This is a genomic window from Pedobacter sp. KBW06, assembly GCF_003852525.1.
GTDB lineage: Bacteria > Bacteroidota > Bacteroidia > Sphingobacteriales > Sphingobacteriaceae > Pedobacter.
On sequence record NZ_QAJL01000001.1, the window covers coordinates 1,899,909 to 1,918,493 of the forward strand.

Below are 18,585 nucleotides of genomic sequence, written 5' to 3' on the forward strand. Positions count from 1 at the left end.
GTCTTTTATCCGAACTGTTTCGGTTTCATTTTTTTGGCGGCAAGTTCCACTATTTCGGTCATTCTCTTTTGTCGTGTTTCTGAACGTTTGGCAAGAACAAGCCATTGCAGAATACCTTTTCTGACAGACTTGCTCAAACTTAGAAAAAATTCTTTTGCTCCTGATTTGTTATCCAGCGCTTTTTCCAGGTCTTCCGGTATGGTCAATTCTTCTACATTATCTAAAATTTTCCAGGAACCATTTTGTTTTGCAGTTTCAATGCGCTCAAGACCCGCCTTAGTCATCATTCCATTATTAATTAGTCGTTCTACCTTTCCCTTGTTAACTTTTGACCAGACACTATTCGGTTTCCGTTTACAGAAAAACTGCATAAATGTATCCTCGTCAAGGGATTTTTTAGTACTGTCTATCCAGCCAAAACAAAGGGCTTCGTCAACAGCATCACTGTAGTTTATGGTAGGAACATTACATTTCTTTTTATAGTAAACAAGCCAAACAGATGGTTTGGAACTGTGATTCTTCGTCAACCATTCTCTCCAATCTTGCTGGCTTGCCGGACAAAAAGTTTCTATCGCTTCTTTTTCCATAAGGGTTTCCCTATTTCATTGCAATTAAAATTACGCATACCATAATAATTCCCACTAGATGATAGGTCCCGCTTATAATTCCATAGAGGATTGGCCGGGGTATGTTTGGATTGATGGCGATGTTGACCGTATTTGCAAACAAATACCCAATACCAACCATTGCAGAAAGCTCCAGCACGGCTCCAAAGGACTGAATATTTAAGGCATAAATCAAAACTGCAGTCACAATTGTAATCACCAGCGTACACAATGCGGGTCCTGCAACAAAAATGATTTTGTTGGGCAGCGTCTCCTGATCACGACCCAAAGAAATTTTGTACTGCTTACTAAAAAGCAGGGTGAACCATAGGGCTCCGAGGAAAAAATAGGCAACAAATGCCACTAAAACGCTAATCCAATTTAAGTTTGCTAACTGACTAATCATAAGGTTGTTTTTTTTTAATGATGTCGCAAATCTAAACCGGCCGAATGACAGCCCTATGTCAAGGGTCGTAAAAAGTTAATAATGTTTGTCAAAATACTCCTGCAAGGTCATTTTGTGAGGGTTAAACTTTTCGGAAAGGATTTCCAGCTTTTTAATCCGGTCCAAACGAAAATACCGAAACTCATCGCGTAAACGGCACCATGCAACCAAGAGCCAATTTTCTTGTGTGCTTAATATTGCAAAGGGCTCAACCAACCGCTCTGAGCTTTTATCTGCCTCATTCGTGTATTCGATTCTTATCAGGTAAAAATTTGTAAGGGCAAACTGTAAATCAGATAAATTATTGCTATTTCTTTCGCTGTTCACATTTTGACTAAACCGGGTTCTTTCAGTAAGCAGCTCAGCTTTGTTTTTTACATTATTCCCTAAAACGGCTTTAATTTTATTGATGGCTTCCAGGTAGTCTTCAACAAAAGAGGCATCTTTATTCTTTAACACCAATTGTTCTGCAAGGATTAAGGCATTGGCCTGCTTTTCGGTGAACATCACAGGGGGAATTCTGTATCCTTCCATTAAGGTATAACCTTTTCCTTCTTCTGTCAAAACCGGGACCCCTGCCTGTTCCAATGCTTTGATGTCTCTGTAAATTGTCCTGGTACTTACCGAAAACCTGTTTGCCAACTCTGCGGCTGTCAAAAGTCTTTTCGTTTGCAACTGTGTTAAAATGGCAGTCAGTCTTGAAAGTCGTGTGGTATCATTCTCATTCATAGCTTACAATTTCATTGAGGCCTTCAAATATGCCTTTGGATGATCTTTATTCTTACCCCTTAATGGAAGAGCTTGTCTCTTGCGGCTGCAATTGTTGGCAGAAAGTTAACGATTTTACCTTTATTACTTTCATAGATGAAGTCCCTGATGCTTTTTCCAGGATATTTACTGAATTCGCCTATGATGACCAATTGCAGTCTGTAATTAGAAAACTTCTGTAGAATCTCTCCTGCCAGACGTGTTTTCAGGTCAAAAAAATCAGGTGTGATGTTTGTTTCATAAAGAATAATCTTGTCATAACCCTGATAGTACAGATCCCCCATTAACTGCAATCCATCTTCTACATTACCGATCAAAATCTGATCAGAAATAACCTCAGCGACTTTAGTCTCACCCTGTTCGTGTGTTACAATATTCATAATGTCGTTAATATACTCATTCATAAGTAAATACGCTCCGTCTTTCTGCGTAAGACTACAGCGGCTTTAAATACCCTAAAATTATCGTGGAACAGGAAAATAAACGAAGTTAAAAAGAGAATATAAAAAAAGCTGCCCGGTTATCTGTAAACCGGGCAGCTTTTTTTTGTTACTATTGACCTGAAAAAGGATTCTGATCACCCGGCTTAAGCGCCTCATTATTGGTCATTTCCAATTGTGGGATCTGACAGATAAAGCGGTAATCATTAGACAGCAGCGTACCTGTAGGCTGGGCCGCAGAAGCGACATAACCGTTCAGTTGATTCACACCCCAGGTATAATGTCCTTCGCGGTAAGTAGCCGTTTCCTGATAACGGAGCAATGGCTTTTGCAGACGCAACAGGTCGTAAAATCCGGTCACACCTTCACAAAGCAACTCCTTGCGTCTTTCTACATAAATGGCCTCCAGCAGTTCTGGTCCGGCAGCTGCAGTAGTCACCGCAGTTACTCCTCTCGCCCTTTGTAAGCGGTTCAGGTAAGTAAGCGCATCCCCACCGGAATGGGCAGCAGCTTCAGCCATGATGAGCAACATCTCCGAGCCACGCATGAGCGAAACTTCAGGACGGGTATTTCCCTGTACTGCACCATTGGCATCACCATAATGTTTGTACTTGTCGTACGCCCATTTTGTAGACCACTCCTGAGAAGCATTCTTTGTACGTTTCCAGAACTGATACCTGTCTTCTGTTTTTTCAAACAGTTGCTCATACTTTCCATCGGCAAAGAAACTCAGGAAGGCATAAATAGGTCCATCGGTAAATCCTTCACCATATTTCTCATCCTGATTGTACCAGAAATTAAACTGGGTACTTCCACCGATATTGTCTGTTTCGGTATATTTCATGGCCCACATGATTTCCGGGTAGGCGTTCGTGATCACCTTGTCAAAACCACTACGGTATTGTTGGCGGGTCATCAGCTGGCTGTAAGCAGTGTAAGCAGTGGTGGCTTCAGCAAGTGCATTTGGCCAGTCGTTCATCACCAGATATACCCTTGCCAGTTGTCCTGAGATGACATTTTTATCAATTGTCCATTTGTTTGGACGTTGAAAATCCACCAATAAAGCTTTTGCATCCTTAAGGTCAGCCACAATCTGCTGATAGCAGGCTTCTACAGTAGCACGTGGCATACTCACCGGGTCATTAGACGATAACCTCAATATTACGCCTGGTTTATTTTTAGCCAGTACATACGTTTGCTGATAGTTTTGGATCAGGTGAAAATAGCAGACCGCACGGATGGCTTTGGCCTGTCCCATGATCTTTGCTTTCTCATCGGCACCCCCATCTGCATTTGGCAGCGCAGTAATAATCGCGTTTACCTGGTTGATTGTTTTGTACATCATTGACCATATCGCATCCGAATTTCCGGTAATCTGTGTCCTGGTAGGCTCAAAAGTATAGGAAGTTACCTGATTACCGCCCATATTGGTATGGCTAAGGATATCCGCACCACCAAGGTCTACATACATTTGTAAACCGGCCAGACCTGAATAAGCGCGGTCTGCCCCTCCATTGTTGAAATAAAGCTTTTTATAAGCAGAGTTCAGCACCATATTCAGCTGAGTAACATTCTTCAGCACTGCACCATCCGAGGTAGCGGTAGACGATTTGGTATCCAGAATTTTTTTACAACCGGCGAAACCTGTCATTAAAACAGGTAGGGCCAGAAATAAGACGGTTTTATATATTATTTTCATCGTTATCGTATCTTTTATGTTATTAAAATGAGACCTGGATACCGCCCATATAGATTCTTCTTGAACCCTGAACACCATTATCCGTATCGGCATTACCATTGTAATTATTTCCTAAAACTCCTGTTTCCGGATCTGAATAACGGTTTTTAGCCGCTCCAAATGTCAACAGGTTATTTCCGGCCAGGTAAATTCTGGCAGAAGACATGCCTAGTTTTTTACTGATCTCTTTAGGCAAAGTAAAGCCCAGTGTCAGGTTTCTAAGACGAAGGAAACTGTTATTGAATACATAAAAATCTGAACCTCTGCGCGTATCCGCATAGTTATCGTTAGACCATTTTGGGAACAACGCCTGATCGCCGGGATTTTTCCACCTGTCCTGTACCAGATCAGGAATCACACCAACCCCACCGCGCAATGCAGTACGCTCAATGTATCCGTAGTCAAACATCTTTCCTCCCAGAGAGTAATAAAACATAAATGAAAGGTCAAATCCTTTCCAGTCAAAACTGTTGGTTACTGCACCATATGCTTTAGGCAATGCTGAACCTCCATATTGATAATCCTTTGTCGTTACTTCTGCATAGTTCTCGGTAGTTTTCCATCCTCCGGAACCATCCTGAACCCAGTAGCGCATATTTCCGTTATCCGGATTAACACCTGCATTTTTCACCATAAAGAAATCATAGATAGAATGTCCTTCTTCCAGTTTATAGGTTGCTGCACGGTTAGAGAACGTAAATGCACCGGCAGGAAGGTAGGTCACCTCATTTTTCAAGGTAGAGATGTTTGCATCAATCTTCCAGCTGAAATCCTTGGTGCGAATCAGCTCTGCACCCAATGAAACCTCAATACCACTATTGCGGATATTGCCTAAATTGGTATTTATGCCTACCACAGAACCAGCCTGTGCTGATAACGGCAATGGTTTTTGAAACAGTAATCCGGACGAATTACGTGTATAATATTCTACCGATCCTGTAATTCCTTTAAAAATGGTGAAATCAAGGGCTACATTCAGTTGTTTGTTGCTCTCCCATTTCAGATTTGGTGTTGCAAGTGCAGAAGGACGTAATCCCGGATTTCCATACATAGGATCATCCTCGTATACTCCTTCATAAGCGTATAATATTTCTCCTCCCGGACTGCCATCTGCATTTCTCGTAGTCAGTTTATCATTTCCGTTGGTACCATAACTTCCACGAAGAGACAGGTTATTGATCCAGTCTACGTCCTTGATAAAGTTCTCATTTGAAATTCTCCATGAAGCTCCTGCTGAAAAGAAACTACCCCAGCGGTTATTGGGATGAAAACGGGAAGAACCGTCAGCTCTGAATGAACCTGACAGGTAATATTTGTCCTGAAAGTTGTAATCCACCTTACCTAAATAGGAGAATAAAGCAAAGCGATCTCTATACGATCCGTTGCTCCAGTTTTTAGTGGTAGAATTCAATTCAAATTGGCCGATCTGCATGATTCCTTCACCATAAGCATTGTTGTACAAAAAGTTGTTATTGTACAATTCCTGTCCGGCCAAAGCGCTGAAACTATGGTCACCGAACTTCTTGTTCCAGGTTAACAAATTGTTCCAGGTAAGCGAAGTAATATCTGTATTGTTGCGGGTAGCATTACCTCCTGAAGTCAATACAGTAAGTCCGTATGGTGCCATCTGACCCGATCCATGAACAGCAGAACCGTATAAAAATTGTTTGGTACTGTTATTATCGATCCCTAAACTGGACCTGAAGTTCAGGTCAAAAGGCAATTTAACATTGGCAAAAAACCGCGTAGAAATCATGTTACGCTGGTTGTTATTGAAATCTTCGTCGTTTGGATTATTCCAGTAATCACCACCATTGTTCAATGCATGGATACCAAAGAAATTGTTGACATAAGAACCATAGTCAAACATTCTTTTACCCGTTTTTTCTGAATAAACCCAGTCTGTATTGTCTACATTTCTTAACCATGGCGATGACATCGTTGTGGTAAAGATTTGTGCACGCATAGAACCGGAACTATTTTGTCTTGAACCACTATAGGCGATATTTCCACCCAACTGCAACCAGTCGGTCGCCTGTGTAGTCACATTTGTCCTGAAGGTATAACGTTTAAAATACTGGTTGCTGGCAAAACCTTTATCATCAAGGTAAGAACCTGAGAACAGGTAATTGGTCTTCCCATCGCTGCTCGCTCCGCTGACATCCAGGCCATAATCCTGACGCAGCTTACGTGAATATACGGCGCCATTCACGTCATAGTCTGAAGGATCCCATACCATTTGCAGGTTAGGATTCAGGTAAGGGTTACCATTACCATCATGCAATACATAATTTTCATTGATGTGTTTAAAAGGAGATACATAACTCGGCTGACCTGCAGAATTGTTCACTGCTTTTAATATTTTGCCCAGCACATTGCTTGAAGCCCAGTCTCCTGCCTTGGCTTTGGTCATTCCGTATTTGTAAAACTGATCATTATACATCCCTTCCCAGGTATACAGCAATTGCTCCGCAGGACTCGCCTTAACCGGATTTCCAACGGCATTGTCTGATGTTCCCCAGGCAGAACGGAAATTGATCTGAGGCTTGGATGATTTCCCTTTTTTTGTCGTGATCATCACCACACCGTTTGCTGCACGTGAACCATAAAGTGAAGATGCAGCCGCATCTTTCAATACAGAGATAGACTCGATGTCACTTGGCGAAATCGAATTCAATTGTCCGTCGTAAGGCATTCCATCTACCACATATAATGGTTTGGAAGCGCCACTCATGGAGGCGATCCCCCGGATCTGAATGCGGGTATCGCCACCCGGATTACCTTCATTGTTGGTTACATTGACTCCGCTTCCCATTCCCTGCAATGCTTCCGCAAAACCTGAACCGGCAATTTTTGACAATTTATCGGCACCCACCACGGCAACAGAGCCGGTAAAGGTTGACTTCTTAGCGGTACCATAAGCCACCACGATGACATCGTCCAGCCCCTGAACGGTACTTACCAGTTTCACATTCAGTGGTCCTGCTCCGTTCCAGGCAATTTCCTGCGGAACAAACCCCACATAAGTGATCACGATAAGATCGCCCTTCTGTGCTCCGTCCAATACAAATTTACCTTCTGCATCCGTGATGACGTGTTTCGAACTGCCTTTGATGGCAATCGATGCTCCCGGTAAAGGAAGTCCGTCCGTATCTTTTACAGTACCGGTAAGTCTGGCGTAAATCAGCTGGTCCATCCTCAGAAAGGAAACCGCCCTCTTTTCTATGGTCACCATTTTGTGGTCAATCGTAAAAGTAACCGGCTGGTCTTTAAAACATTCCTCCAATGCCGCTTCAAGGCTCACATTGGCCACATTAATGCTGACTGGTCTTGCTGCAGCAATAATCTTATCACTAAATACAAAATCAACGCCAGTCTGTTTTCTAATCTCATTCAATACCGTAGCTAACTTCACCCTATCGTGCTTAAGGGTTACATTCTGACCATAACTGGCAGCACTTACCTGCAGAATGGCGGAAGTTAGCAATACTACAATCAGTTTAATTCGCATGATCCATTTGTTTTTATTTACCTCACTGAGCCTGCTGAAAACAGGGTTGGTCATCAGTGAAATCTTGGCAATAGCAGCCAATGGCCTACATAGGCTTTTGGTGTAAAATATCATATATTTACATCGTGTTTAATCAGTTAGTTGCCTGCACCTCAAAAGTTTCAGGGCAACCTACATCAGTTCATTAATCAATTGTTATGAATTACCCGGGATTTCCCGGACTAGTGGATAAGCTGAAACACGGGCCGGAAGTGGTGGTACACTTTCGGCCATCATTTCACTTATTTTCAGGGGGCTTAAGGATCTTTTTTGTATGGTTTTTTCATTAGTTTAGGTTTTGGTTAAAGTTATGTTGATTGATTTTTTACAATGATTTTATTGCCGATAACCTCAAATTTTAATCCGGCCGACTGTAATGCTTTCAGCAATACCGAAACAGGTTTGCTTCTCGATACCTTTCCGGTAAATGTGCCTTCTTTATCTACGCCATTTGCATAAATAACGGATACGTTATACCATCTGGAAACGCGTCTCATCAAAGAAGTTAAAGGCTCTGACTGGAAGACAAAATCTCCGTTTTTCCAGTCGATCGCCTGTTCCACATCTACTGTCGAAACAGAAAGCCGTGTTCCGGTTAAACTGGCCTGTTCGCCAGGTTTTAAAATGCGGTTTTGAGATCCCCCCTCTAAGCTTAACTTTATCGTTCCTTCGAGTAAGGTGGTCTTGATCTCCGGCTCATCCGGATAGGCATTCACGTTAAATTCTGTCCCTAAAACACGGATCTGCTGCTGGATGGTGGTGACCAGAAAAGGACGCTTTTTGTCTTTGGCGACTTCAAAATAAGCCTCTCCGGCAAGTTTCACTTCACGCAGTGCTGTATTTGAAAAAGATACAGGATAAGTAATAGAAGAGGCTGCATTCAGCCAAACCATGGTTCCATCAGGTAAACGAAGCTGGTAAGACTCTCCTTTCGTGGTAGAAAGCTGATTTACAGCTTTCGGATCCGGGTTTTGCTGATCCTTTATCTCATAGATCAGTTGTCCGTCCGCAGTTTTGGTAATGCTTACCCCGGATTCGGTGGCCAGCTCTCCTTTTACATCACTTGTAAGTACAATTTTTTTGCCATTTGCCAAAGTAAGTGTCGCGGAATTTTTCCCGGGAGCAATGTCATGATGCACTTGCTGCTCGTTTGAAATAGCCGGTTTATTGTGCACCCATAAATAGCCCGTAGCCATGATGACGATCACTGCTGCAGCTGCTGAGATCACTTTGAAAATAGTTAAGCTACGGCCTTTTTTTCCGGCAGGAAGCCTGCTCCAAATTTCTGCTCCAACCTGTTCGGTATCTTCCCTGTCGGGAAGCTCTTCTGCTGATGCTGATGCTGATGCCAGATTATACAAGTAACGGACTGCAAAAGCCTCTTCGGGGCTACAGGTACCTTGCTGGTATTTTCTGAGCAGTTCTTCTTGTTTCTCGTCTAATTTATCCATCGGTCATCAATAGCTTTCCAGGGTTGTTCATGTGTATAACAACTCAGCAGGGCTTAGGATGCAGATGAAAATTAAAAAAGTGTAAAAAAAATATGAAGTTTATCCTTTAGTATACTCAATGCGTTACTAACCTGCCGTTTAACAGTCAAAGAAGAGATCTTCAGTTCTTCAGAAATCTCCTGATGTGTTTTAAATTCTTTCCTGCTCAGCTCAAATATCCGCCGCATTTTTGGTGGAAGACTTTGAATACCTGCCTCAATCAGCCTTGCAAAATCGCGTTCAATCACCTGCTGATCCGGCAAGACCATTCCCGGATTTTCCAGAACCGCCTTGCGCTGTTCGGCATACTTTGCTTCAATTTTCAGGTGTTTTAGCCGGTTCAGGATTCTGTTTCTGCATGCGGTATACAAAAAAGCTGCAAGAGGGGGCCTGATTTCAGTTTTTTTCATCCACAAAGTGGTAAATACCTCCTGTACGACATCTTTTGCTTCTTCGTCGTTTCTCATCATGTTACAGGAATGGCGGTACAACAGCTGCCAGTAACGGTCGTATATCTGCTTATAAGCTTTCTGATCCCCTGACTGAAATGCCTTCAGAAGTTCATCATCGCCCATGCCTGACAATTGCCCCATACCTACCTGTTTTTTGTAACAATAATAGCGTAATTTCCTCAGATGTAAGATAAAGGCAAACCAAAATCATTGATGATCTTCCCCTGAACAATATCCCGGGTTCGGGGAAAATGATAAAAAACAACCGGCTAAAGTTCCGCTATGACCGCATTAAAAATGCCTGGTACACTTTAATTCGTCAATATTTTATGGTTTAACTTTAAATTTGACGGTAAATTCTTAAATATTTTGGCAACAGGTCATTTCAGCTGAATAATGTAAAATATTTTTAACATTTATGCCTGCTCCGGCTATAGATTGCGATGGCCAAAGCAAATATGATCAGAGTTCCCCCAACGGCGAAGGTAATGCGCGTACCGGTCAGAATCGCCCCAGGCTGGGCAGACATCATTTCAGTTGTACCGGAAGCAAGGGAAAATATGGCTCCCATAACAGATGCACCGGTGATGAGTCCAAGATTACGGGATAAATTAAGTAAACCAGACATTAGTCCCTGCTGTCCCGGAAGGACATCTGTCATTACTGAAGTCCCATTTGCAGCCTGGAACAACTGATAACCAGGAGTTAAAATGGCGATGGCAATAACGTATCCGGAGATCCCTGAAAAAATGACGAGCACAACTGAACCAACAGCCATGAGCATCAGCCCAATGCTTACCGACAATGAAGCACCAAAATGGTCAGCCAAACGACCAGCCGGGACACCGCTCAATATGGAGATCAGCGGACCAACCGACATCACTACGCCAACAAGGGCCTGATTGAGTCCGAGCGCACGGGATAGGTAGAAAGGCCCGATCACCAGTGTTGCCATCATTACTGTCGAAACCAATACGTTCATAGTCAGCGCAGCGCTCAGTACCGGATTGCGGAATAGCGACAGCTGAATTAAGGGAGCGGCAACTTTTCTTTCCGTCAATACAAATAATACGAGTCCTAAAATGGCTGTCAGCAGCAGTCCTGCATTAAATTTACCATAATGACCACGCCCAATAGTCATGGCAAGTGCATAAGCTGCAAGTGTTAACGCGAGCAACAAGGTACCTCTATAATCGAAGTCCAGCCCTTTGGTTTTCTTTCCTGGCTGATCATCGGGCAGATGGCGGAGGACCAGCAGAAAGGTAAGCAAACCCAAGGGCAGGTTAATCAAAAAGATAGCCCTCCAGCTCATTCCCGCAATCAGGAAGCCCCCAAGGGATGGACCAAGAGCAGTACCGATTGCCGACATCGTTCCTAACAACCCCATCGTTTGGCCAAATTTCTCTTTGGGTACCATTTCACTAACAAACGCAAGTGAAAGTGCCATCATTGTTGCAGCACCGAGCCCCTGCATTGCACGGAAGACTATCAGCAGGGAAAGCGAAGACATTGCGGCGCATAAAACCGAACCCAATGTGAACAAAAAAAGTCCGGACAACAGTAAACGTTTTCGTCCGATCAGGTCCCCAAGCTTCCCAACACTCACAATCATTGTCGTAATGGCAAGAAGATAGGCCAGCACAACCCACTGAACCTCCTGGAAGGAGGCACTAAATTCCTGTACAAGCCTGGGCAGAGCAACATTGGCTATACTGGTACTCAAAGAGGAAAGCAATATGGAAAGAGAAAGACAGGCAAGCATCCACCAGGTAGTGGAACCGCTTCCTGCTTTTTTTGCTATAACTTCATCATACATACAGATTACTTTTAGGTGTTTTTTTACCTCACAAAAGTAATTTGAATGGCAAGCGGGATGTTAGGACAAGAATGAAGTTGAATAGGACTTATCTGAATTTCCTACTTAAATCTTGGTCCCATGTTTGGAGAATAGCCAGGCATCTTCACCTTATACCGGAACATTCCATTGAAAGTATCCTCCTCCATCAAAAATTCATGTCCTTCTTTGCTGATCCAGAAAGTCTGTGTATAATGCATTTGTCCATTGGTTCCCTCGGAAAACAATTTCCAGCAATCGACCTTTCTGTTATCCATCGTGGTTAATACTTCCTCCCCGGAAACGTCATAATGTACATCCTTCGGCTCCGCCAAACCCGCATCGTAAAACCGAAGTACAAACTTCTTCCCCGCAGCCAGGGGCAGCATTTCAAAGGTTTCAATATCAAGATTCCAGTTAAAGCAAGGCTGACTCAGTTGAAGGGCAAATGATTTCTGCTTGTTATCCGGTATGCTGTCTGCCCCATTGATGTGATCTGCATACCAATTAAATGCTTTGGTATGTTTACCGATGGTCTCTGAATGATAAACCGGAGAAAAATCCTCCACACTGTTCAGCGAATAAACAGAACGGTAACTGGCAGTATCGTTGCTGTACCACTTTTGCGAAATGCTAAAGCATTTCAGTCCGTTTTTAGCAGCGAGCTGCACTTCTCTTGTCCAGATAGACAAATTCAACTTCTTATTTTGCGCAGGATGCTGAAAATAGACAAGATACTGTTTAAGGCCTGTTTTCAATTGTTTGGTCCGTAGTTTATTGCTTTTAAAGTTGATCGTATCTCTTTGTATCATGCCGTTTACCCCGGATACCTGGAATAAAATCAGTACGGCAAAAGTAAAGCCCATTAATCTTTTCATATTTTTTGATTGTTTAGTTGATACAAATATGAGCGGAACCGGAAAGTCCGGAAACTATATTCAACCGATATGGCGATATTCTATGACCAATTAAGCGATTGGATAAATGAATCAAACCGTTGAACAAATCCAACAAAGCATTGAAAAACGATAATTAAATGATTCCGGCTTATTATCTTGCAATCACTATCCGCACTAAACGATAAATTTTGATGAATACCTCCATAGAAAAGTTAACGGTCACACAATTACAATGGCTGATCTGGCTTTCGGTAAGCATGATCATCTTTGTCTCCCTGCTACCTATGGATGGTCCGGCGCAATCTGCGATCAACACACTGATCAATACGGCTTTTTATGCTACTGTGATTTATGGAAACATTTATCTTTTATATCCCAGACTTTATCAGCAAGGCCATCGTTTACTATATGTCTTTTCCGTTATCCTTCTTCTCGCTTTCGCCGGCTTAGGCAGAGGATACCTCTCCTGGTATGTGTATTATGAATATTTTAGTCCGCAGTTTAAGCCTTTCAAGGTCAGCATGGTACTTAATTTACTGATCGGGGGAACCATCACCTATATTCTTAGCTTTATTTTCCGCATTGCGATTGCCTATTTTGAGCTTAAAAAAGAGACCGAGAATATTGTTCTGCAAAAAAGCAAAGCAGAGCTAAATCTTCTCAAATCACAGGTTCAACCACATTTTTTGTTTAATACACTAAATAACATCTATTACCAGGCATATGTTGAAGCACCTAAAACGGCAGTATTGATTGAGCGTTTAGCGGAAATCATGCGTTATATCGTTGACGACAGTATCAAAGATAAAGTCAGTATTGACAAAGAAGTCCAGTTTCTTGAAAACTATATCGGACTTGAGCAAATTCGTTTATTACATAAAGCAAAGCTTGATTTTGTCCGCCAATACGATTCTGCCCTCCAAATCCCCCCGATGCTGCTGATTACTTTTGTAGAGAATGTCTTTAAACACGGCATCGACAAATCGAGCAAGGAAACCATCATAGAATTGAAATTAATTCAGGAAGCAGATTTTCTGCATTTCAGGGTGTTTAACAATGCAATAGTCAAAAAATCAGGAGCTGGATCAGGGCTGAAAAATTTACGTCAACGGCTAAATTTATTGTATGGACAATCCTTTAAAATGACTGTTGAGCCAGCCGAAAACAGCTTTACCGCTTACTTTAAAATCCCATTAAGCTAATGTTGAGATGTATCATTGTTGACGATGAGCCCAATGCCATCAATCTGCTTGACCTGCTGATCACTGAGGCTACAGACTGGCAGGTCGTGGCCAGATGTTATAATGGCCTGGAGGCTTTGCAGGCCTCAAAAACACAGAAAGCTGACCTTATCTTTTTAGACATCAATATGCCACTTCTAAACGGGATGGAACTTGCAACACTGCTGCCGCCGGAGATTAAAATCGTCTTTACTACCGCATACTCTGAGTATGCAGCGGAAAGCTATTTGCTGGATGCACTGGACTATATTCTGAAGCCCGTTACCCTGAAAAGATTTCTGGCTACACAACAAAAAATAGAAAGCTGGTTTTCGAATACAGGAAAACAGATCCACCATAAAACAGGATTACCGGAAACAGGCCCCATCCCGCCGGAAACTTCTGCCTATCTATTTGTAAAAACAGGTAAAAGCCTGCAAAAAGTCCTGCTCGAAAACATTTTATACATTGAAGGAGAGAAAGAGTACATCAGGCTGGTTACTATTCAGGAAGAATTATTAGTTTACCGGCGACTAAAAGAAGTGGAAGAGCAATTAAATTACCCTTTTATCCGGGTCCATAATTCTTATATCGTGAACCTGGAAAAGATGGATAAATTCCTTGACAATCACATCCTGATTGGCAGCCGGCGGATTCCGGTGAGTAATAAGTACAGAATTCCTTTCATCGCACATTTGAATAACAAACTTTTTTAAGCAATTGCAAAAAGCCTCCGATTTTCATCGAAGGCTTTTCAATTTACCCATCTACGGGAATATTTTGAACACTTATCAGGATAAACCTCCTTTTTAGCTTTGTTCAATTTCTTTTAAGCTATCCATTTTCTTGTAAGCCAGGAACCCTTTGATGTCTTCAAAGTGCTCGCGGACACGCTTATTTCCAAATTCAAATACTTTTTCTGCCAGCCCATCCAGGAAGTCCCGATCGTGGGATACCAGAATTAAAGTACCGTCAAAATCCTTAAGGGCATCCTTGATAATGTCCTTGGTTTTCATGTCCAGGTGGTTGGTAGGCTCATCCAGTATTAACAAATTCACCGGTTCCAACAGGAGCTTAATCATGGCCAAACGGGTTTTCTCCCCACCCGAAAGTACCTTAACTTTCTTAGTGGTATCGTCTCCGCTGAACATAAAGGCACCCAAAAGATCTTTCACTTTTATCGTACCATCGCTTAAAGGAATCTGGTTAATGGTTTCAAATACGGTTAAGTTCTCGTCAAGCAATGCAGCCTGGTTTTGTGCAAAGTACCCAATCTTAGCATTGTGACCTACTTTTAAACTTCCTTCAAAATCAATCTCGTTCATGATCGCTTTGATCATTGTCGACTTACCTTCACCATTCTTACCAACAAAGGCCACCTTTTCCCCCTGTTTGATCACCATAGATGCTTTTTGAAACACCACATGATCGCCATAAGTTTTAGTGAGCTCTTCCACAATTACCGGATATTGACCCGAGCGTGGCGACGGTGGAAATTTCAATCGTAATGCAGATGTATCCACTTCATCGATCTCAATCACTTCGAGCTTTTCCAGCATCTTCACACGCGATTGTACCTGCAAAGTTTTGGAGTAAGTTCCCCTGAACCTGTCTATAAACTCCTGATTATCGGCAATAAAACGTTGTTGTTCCTCATAAGCTTTCAGCTGGTGTACACGACGGTCGGCACGCAACTGAAGATAATGGGTGTATTTAGCTTTGTAATCGTATATCCTGCCCATCGTCACCTCAATCGTGCGATTGGTAATGTTATCTACAAAAGCACGGTCGTGCGAGATCACCATAACTGCTTTGGCCGAATTGATCAGGAAATCTTCCAGCCATTGGATACTTTCGATATCCATGTGGTTGGTAGGCTCATCCAGTAAGATCAGATCTGGCTTTTTTAACAGAATTTTAGCCAACTCGATACGCATTCTCCATCCACCGGAAAACTCAGATGTCTGGCGGGTAAAATCCTTGCGCTCAAAGCCCAGTCCTTTTAGTACCTTTTCTACCTCTGCATCATAATTGACCTCTTCGATCGAATAAAATTTCTCACTCAGCTCCGATACGCGTTCGATCAGCTTCATGTAGTCATCACTTTCGTAATCGGTACGAATCGTCAGCTGCTCGTTCAACTCATCAAGCTCCTTTTGCATCTGGTTTACCTCCTGAAAGGCTTTCATCGTTTCTTCAAAGACAGTCACCTTATCCTCAGTGAGGAAATGCTGTGGCAAATAGGCGATTACCGCATCCTTTGGACCGGTTACGTTACCGGAAGTAGGCTTAGCCGCATCGGCAATGATTTTTAGGATGGTCGACTTACCCGCGCCATTTTTACCCATCAGGGCGATCTTATCGTTCTCGTTTATTGAAAAGGTTACATCGCTAAAAAGCGTGGTTCCGCCAAATGAAACGGAGATGTTATTTACATTAATCACAGTATGGAAATATTGAGTTATTGGCAAAGATAAGGGAAAGACGCCGGATTATCGAGAGAGAAATAAAAGGCTTGCTGAGGCAGCTTTGCTGTAAAAACAAAATCCTTACTGCTTTCGTAAATAGCTATACCGAAATACAATAACATAGCATATGCGATATTTTACCTGTGGAAGAAAATGATAACCCACTGTTCTCTATAACTACTATGCCCCCAACCCGGCCGGCCGACTATTATTTATGCTACCTTGATGGCTGCGTCTTTATTGATTTTAATAAAAATCAGACGCAGCAAATACAACTAATAAGGATTTCGTTTGATGGGTATGGTTGCTGCAATCTGGAAAACGCTATACCAATGGAGCCAGATGATGCAAAGGCTTTTAAAGCCATGATGAAAACACAAATACTCGATCAATCATTGCTGATGACAATCGTAAAGAAAACCATAGCCGCTAATAAAGTCTTAATTTGGAAAGATGCTTTAACCAGGTACGGTCTGTCTTAAAACCAAAAATCCGGCGCTACTTTCGTAAAGAGGAATCTGAATCCATGAGCGCGAATACATTGAACATCTTGATTAATTTCTAAACCTTCCTGAGCCCACTACTGGAGATTTGACAACAAAGCGTTTTAGAGTAACTATTTTTGTACGATTAATAATCCCATTACTTTTTTAACCTATCCCCCTTTAACGGATTGCTTAAGGTTATAAAATTACTTCTCCTTTGCTGCAACATTTCTAAAAAATGTTTGTCTTTTTTTGTAGTCTCCATTAGCTTAATTCGTCAACCAATTAAACGAACATGAAAAAATTCGGCCTTATCATTATTTTTCTTATTGCAGGGTTAACTGTAACCGGACAACGATTAAAATCTAAAATATCAGCCGATCAACGCAGACAGGAAATTACCCTTCTTCAAAAGTCACTGATCAGCCTGCACCCGGGATTATACCGTTATAATACCCCTGAACAAATTGACAACTATTTTAGGGAACTGCTACAAAAAGTATCCGGAGAGGTAACAGACGAAGCATATTTTATTTTGTTGTCTCAGTTTGTGACGAAAATAAAATGTGGACACACTTACCTGAATCCTTGGAATCAAAAAAAAGAAGTAGCTAACAATTATTTTTCTAAATCGTATATCCCCTTTTTATTTCGGGCAGTCGGCAGGAAATTCATCATCACCCATAACCTGTCAGAGCACCCTGAAATCCGCAAAGGGGATGAAATTATTAGTATCAATGGAATTCCAGTACATACCATTCTTGATAGTCTCTGGACCGTAAGCCGTTCCGATGGCAATAACGGGCAGGGAAAGAAGTCAGACAATATGAATATTGTCCCTATAGATATTGACACGGGCAATTATTCGATGTTCGACATCTTCTTCCCCCTCTTTTTCCCTGAGAATTTTAATATAGCCTCTTATCATTTTGAGATAAAGCCCTTCAAAGGTAAGTCCAGTTCAATAACGGCCAGGTCACTGTCAAAGAAAGACCGGCAGCAAGTTTACGTTTCAAGATTTGGAAAAATCCCGATGCACGAGGAAAACTGGGAGTTCAGATTCCTTAATCCTGAAACAGCCTATTTCAGGATAGGGGATTTTGAAATATGGGACTGGAAAACTGATTACAAAAAGAATCTTGACAGTGTATTTAAGGCAGTTGGGAGGGTCCATTCCCCAAATCTGATCATAGATATCAGGGGCAATGAAGGTGGCGACGATGAAGCGCGGGACGAACTGCTATCCTATATAATAGATAAGCCATTTGGCTGCGAAAACCCGACCAGAAGGCTCTACAGATTTCTGAGGATCCCGGATACCTTAATGCCTTACTTAACAACATGGGAAAAAGAGGCTAAGCAGCCTAAAAATGAAAACGACTATACCAGGACAGCAGCAGGCTTTTATGAGCGGAATGAAGCCATACGGCAACCTTGCATACCGATTAGCCCCAAACCAAATGTTTTTAAAGGGAATGTGTTTTTGATAACCAATTCGAACAACAGCTCCACAACTTTTACACTCGCAGATATTTTTCAGGTAATGCACAGGGGGAACATTATCGGAGATAAGACGGGTGGAACAAAGCAGGGGCTAAACGGAGGGAAATTTCTATTTTTAAATCTTCCTTATTCGAAAATTGAAATTGATATCCCCATCATCTGGCAGGCGCCAACAACAGCAAGGCAGGATGAAGGTATAGTTCCGGATTACATTGTACCTGAAACACAAAAAGACATCGCCCGGCACCATGATGCACAGCTTTCTTTTATCCTGAATTTAATCTCGAAGCAAAAGACGAAGCTGCGATAATTTTAGACCTTCTGCATCATACGGCAAAAACCTACAATATTAAAAAAGGCAAGGGAAATGAAATGTTATGGAGCGGCCTGATACTAATGGGTTAATGGAAATCTGACAGCGCATGCCGTTTATTCCTGAGGTCGTCGTCGCGGAAAGGAATACCTGGATATTTGAATCATCAGAGCGATAAATCCAATTTATTGTATCTTTCAAAAAAAAAGAAATGAAGAAAACCAAACTACTAATTCTAACGCTGTTTATTGCCAATTTCAGTTACGCACAAACCACTCTAATGGATAGTTTAATTCAAAAAAACTACTCCACATTTAAAAAAAACAATAACAACACTTTCGAGGGAAAAGGATGGATTACCCTACAGAATGAGAT

Annotated in this window: 14 protein-coding genes; 3 read left to right on the forward strand and 11 right to left on the reverse strand. The window is 42.0% G+C overall.

Annotated elements, in window-relative coordinates; all coding sequences use genetic code 11:
* Positions 1-5: 5 nt before the first annotated feature.
* From DBR43_RS07635 to DBR43_RS07680, 10 genes are all read right to left on the reverse strand, one after another.
* Positions 6-587: a YdeI/OmpD-associated family protein gene (locus tag DBR43_RS07635; RefSeq protein WP_124579417.1), complete on the reverse strand. Its 582-nt coding sequence runs from the start codon at positions 585-587 to the stop codon at positions 6-8.
* A gap of 10 nt (positions 588-597) precedes the next feature.
* Positions 598-1,011, reverse strand: coding sequence for a DUF1761 domain-containing protein (locus DBR43_RS07640; RefSeq protein WP_124579419.1), 414 nt, complete (start codon positions 1,009-1,011; stop codon positions 598-600).
* A 75-nt stretch (positions 1,012-1,086) separates the two neighbouring features.
* The gene (locus DBR43_RS07645; RefSeq protein WP_124579421.1) at positions 1,087-1,779 is read right to left on the reverse strand and encodes a helix-turn-helix transcriptional regulator; all 693 of its coding nucleotides are present in this window, start codon (positions 1,777-1,779) and stop codon (positions 1,087-1,089) included.
* 59 nt (positions 1,780-1,838) lie between these two features.
* Positions 1,839-2,222, reverse strand: coding sequence for a DUF4180 domain-containing protein (locus tag DBR43_RS07650; RefSeq protein WP_233602902.1), 384 nt, complete (start codon positions 2,220-2,222; stop codon positions 1,839-1,841).
* Between the two features lie 148 nt (positions 2,223-2,370).
* Positions 2,371-3,957, reverse strand: a complete 1,587-nt coding sequence (locus tag DBR43_RS07655) for a RagB/SusD family nutrient uptake outer membrane protein (RefSeq protein WP_124579423.1) — start codon at positions 3,955-3,957, stop codon at positions 2,371-2,373.
* Between the two features lie 22 nt (positions 3,958-3,979).
* Entirely contained in the window at positions 3,980-7,621 is a 3,642-nt protein-coding gene (locus DBR43_RS07660) for a TonB-dependent receptor (RefSeq protein WP_199756982.1), read from the reverse strand.
* Between the two features lie 233 nt (positions 7,622-7,854).
* A complete protein-coding gene (locus DBR43_RS07665) occupies positions 7,855-8,997 on the reverse strand; it encodes a FecR family protein (protein WP_124579426.1) in 1,143 nt (380 codons plus the stop codon).
* A 71-nt stretch (positions 8,998-9,068) separates the two neighbouring features.
* A complete protein-coding gene (locus tag DBR43_RS07670; RefSeq protein WP_124579428.1) occupies positions 9,069-9,629 on the reverse strand; it encodes an RNA polymerase sigma factor in 561 nt (186 codons plus the stop codon).
* 268 nt (positions 9,630-9,897) lie between these two features.
* Complete coding sequence (locus tag DBR43_RS07675; RefSeq protein WP_124579430.1) at positions 9,898-11,304, reverse strand: MFS transporter; 1,407 nt, start codon at positions 11,302-11,304, stop codon at positions 9,898-9,900.
* Between the two features lie 101 nt (positions 11,305-11,405).
* Positions 11,406-12,200: a hypothetical protein gene (locus DBR43_RS07680; RefSeq protein WP_124579432.1), complete on the reverse strand. Its 795-nt coding sequence runs from the start codon at positions 12,198-12,200 to the stop codon at positions 11,406-11,408.
* Positions 12,201-12,412: 212 nt separating this feature from the next.
* On the opposite strand from DBR43_RS07680, the gene DBR43_RS07685 reads away from it, so the two are divergent.
* Complete coding sequence (locus tag DBR43_RS07685) at positions 12,413-13,423, forward strand: sensor histidine kinase (RefSeq protein WP_124579434.1); 1,011 nt, start codon at positions 12,413-12,415, stop codon at positions 13,421-13,423.
* On the forward strand, positions 13,423-14,157 hold the full coding sequence (locus tag DBR43_RS07690; RefSeq protein ID WP_124579436.1) for a LytR/AlgR family response regulator transcription factor: 735 nt from the start codon (positions 13,423-13,425) through the stop codon (positions 14,155-14,157). The genes DBR43_RS07685 and DBR43_RS07690 overlap by 1 nt, the downstream gene beginning before the upstream one ends.
* Before the next feature lie 93 nt (positions 14,158-14,250).
* On the opposite strand, the gene DBR43_RS07695 is transcribed toward DBR43_RS07690, so the two are convergent.
* A complete protein-coding gene (locus tag DBR43_RS07695; RefSeq protein WP_124579438.1) occupies positions 14,251-15,885 on the reverse strand; it encodes an ABC-F family ATP-binding cassette domain-containing protein in 1,635 nt (544 codons plus the stop codon).
* An 804-nt stretch (positions 15,886-16,689) separates the two neighbouring features.
* Between DBR43_RS07695 and DBR43_RS07700 the strand changes: the two genes are divergently transcribed.
* Positions 16,690-18,207: a S41 family peptidase gene (locus DBR43_RS07700; RefSeq protein ID WP_124579440.1), complete on the forward strand. Its 1,518-nt coding sequence runs from the start codon at positions 16,690-16,692 to the stop codon at positions 18,205-18,207.
* Positions 18,208-18,585: the final 378 nt, after the last annotated feature.

Coding starts and splice junctions, on each gene's coding strand:
- DBR43_RS07635 (WP_124579417.1), bottom strand. CDS start 587: ATGGAAAAAGAAGCGATAGAAACTTTTTGTCCGGCAAGCCAGCAAGAT.
- DBR43_RS07640 (WP_124579419.1), bottom strand. CDS start 1,011: ATGATTAGTCAGTTAGCAAACTTAAATTGGATTAGCGTTTTAGTGGCA.
- DBR43_RS07645 (WP_124579421.1), bottom strand. CDS start 1,779: ATGAATGAGAATGATACCACACGACTTTCAAGACTGACTGCCATTTTA.
- DBR43_RS07650 (WP_233602902.1), bottom strand. CDS start 2,222: ATGAATGAGTATATTAACGACATTATGAATATTGTAACACACGAACAG.
- DBR43_RS07655 (WP_124579423.1), bottom strand. CDS start 3,957: ATGAAAATAATATATAAAACCGTCTTATTTCTGGCCCTACCTGTTTTA.
- DBR43_RS07660 (WP_199756982.1), bottom strand. CDS start 7,621: ATGATATTTTACACCAAAAGCCTATGTAGGCCATTGGCTGCTATTGCC.
- DBR43_RS07665 (WP_124579426.1), bottom strand. CDS start 8,997: ATGGATAAATTAGACGAGAAACAAGAAGAACTGCTCAGAAAATACCAG.
- DBR43_RS07670 (WP_124579428.1), bottom strand. CDS start 9,629: ATGGGGCAATTGTCAGGCATGGGCGATGATGAACTTCTGAAGGCATTT.
- DBR43_RS07675 (WP_124579430.1), bottom strand. CDS start 11,304: ATGTATGATGAAGTTATAGCAAAAAAAGCAGGAAGCGGTTCCACTACC.
- DBR43_RS07680 (WP_124579432.1), bottom strand. CDS start 12,200: ATGAAAAGATTAATGGGCTTTACTTTTGCCGTACTGATTTTATTCCAG.
- DBR43_RS07685 (WP_124579434.1), top strand. CDS start 12,413: ATGAATACCTCCATAGAAAAGTTAACGGTCACACAATTACAATGGCTG.
- DBR43_RS07690 (WP_124579436.1), top strand. CDS start 13,423: ATGTTGAGATGTATCATTGTTGACGATGAGCCCAATGCCATCAATCTG.
- DBR43_RS07700 (WP_124579440.1), top strand. CDS start 16,690: ATGAAAAAATTCGGCCTTATCATTATTTTTCTTATTGCAGGGTTAACT.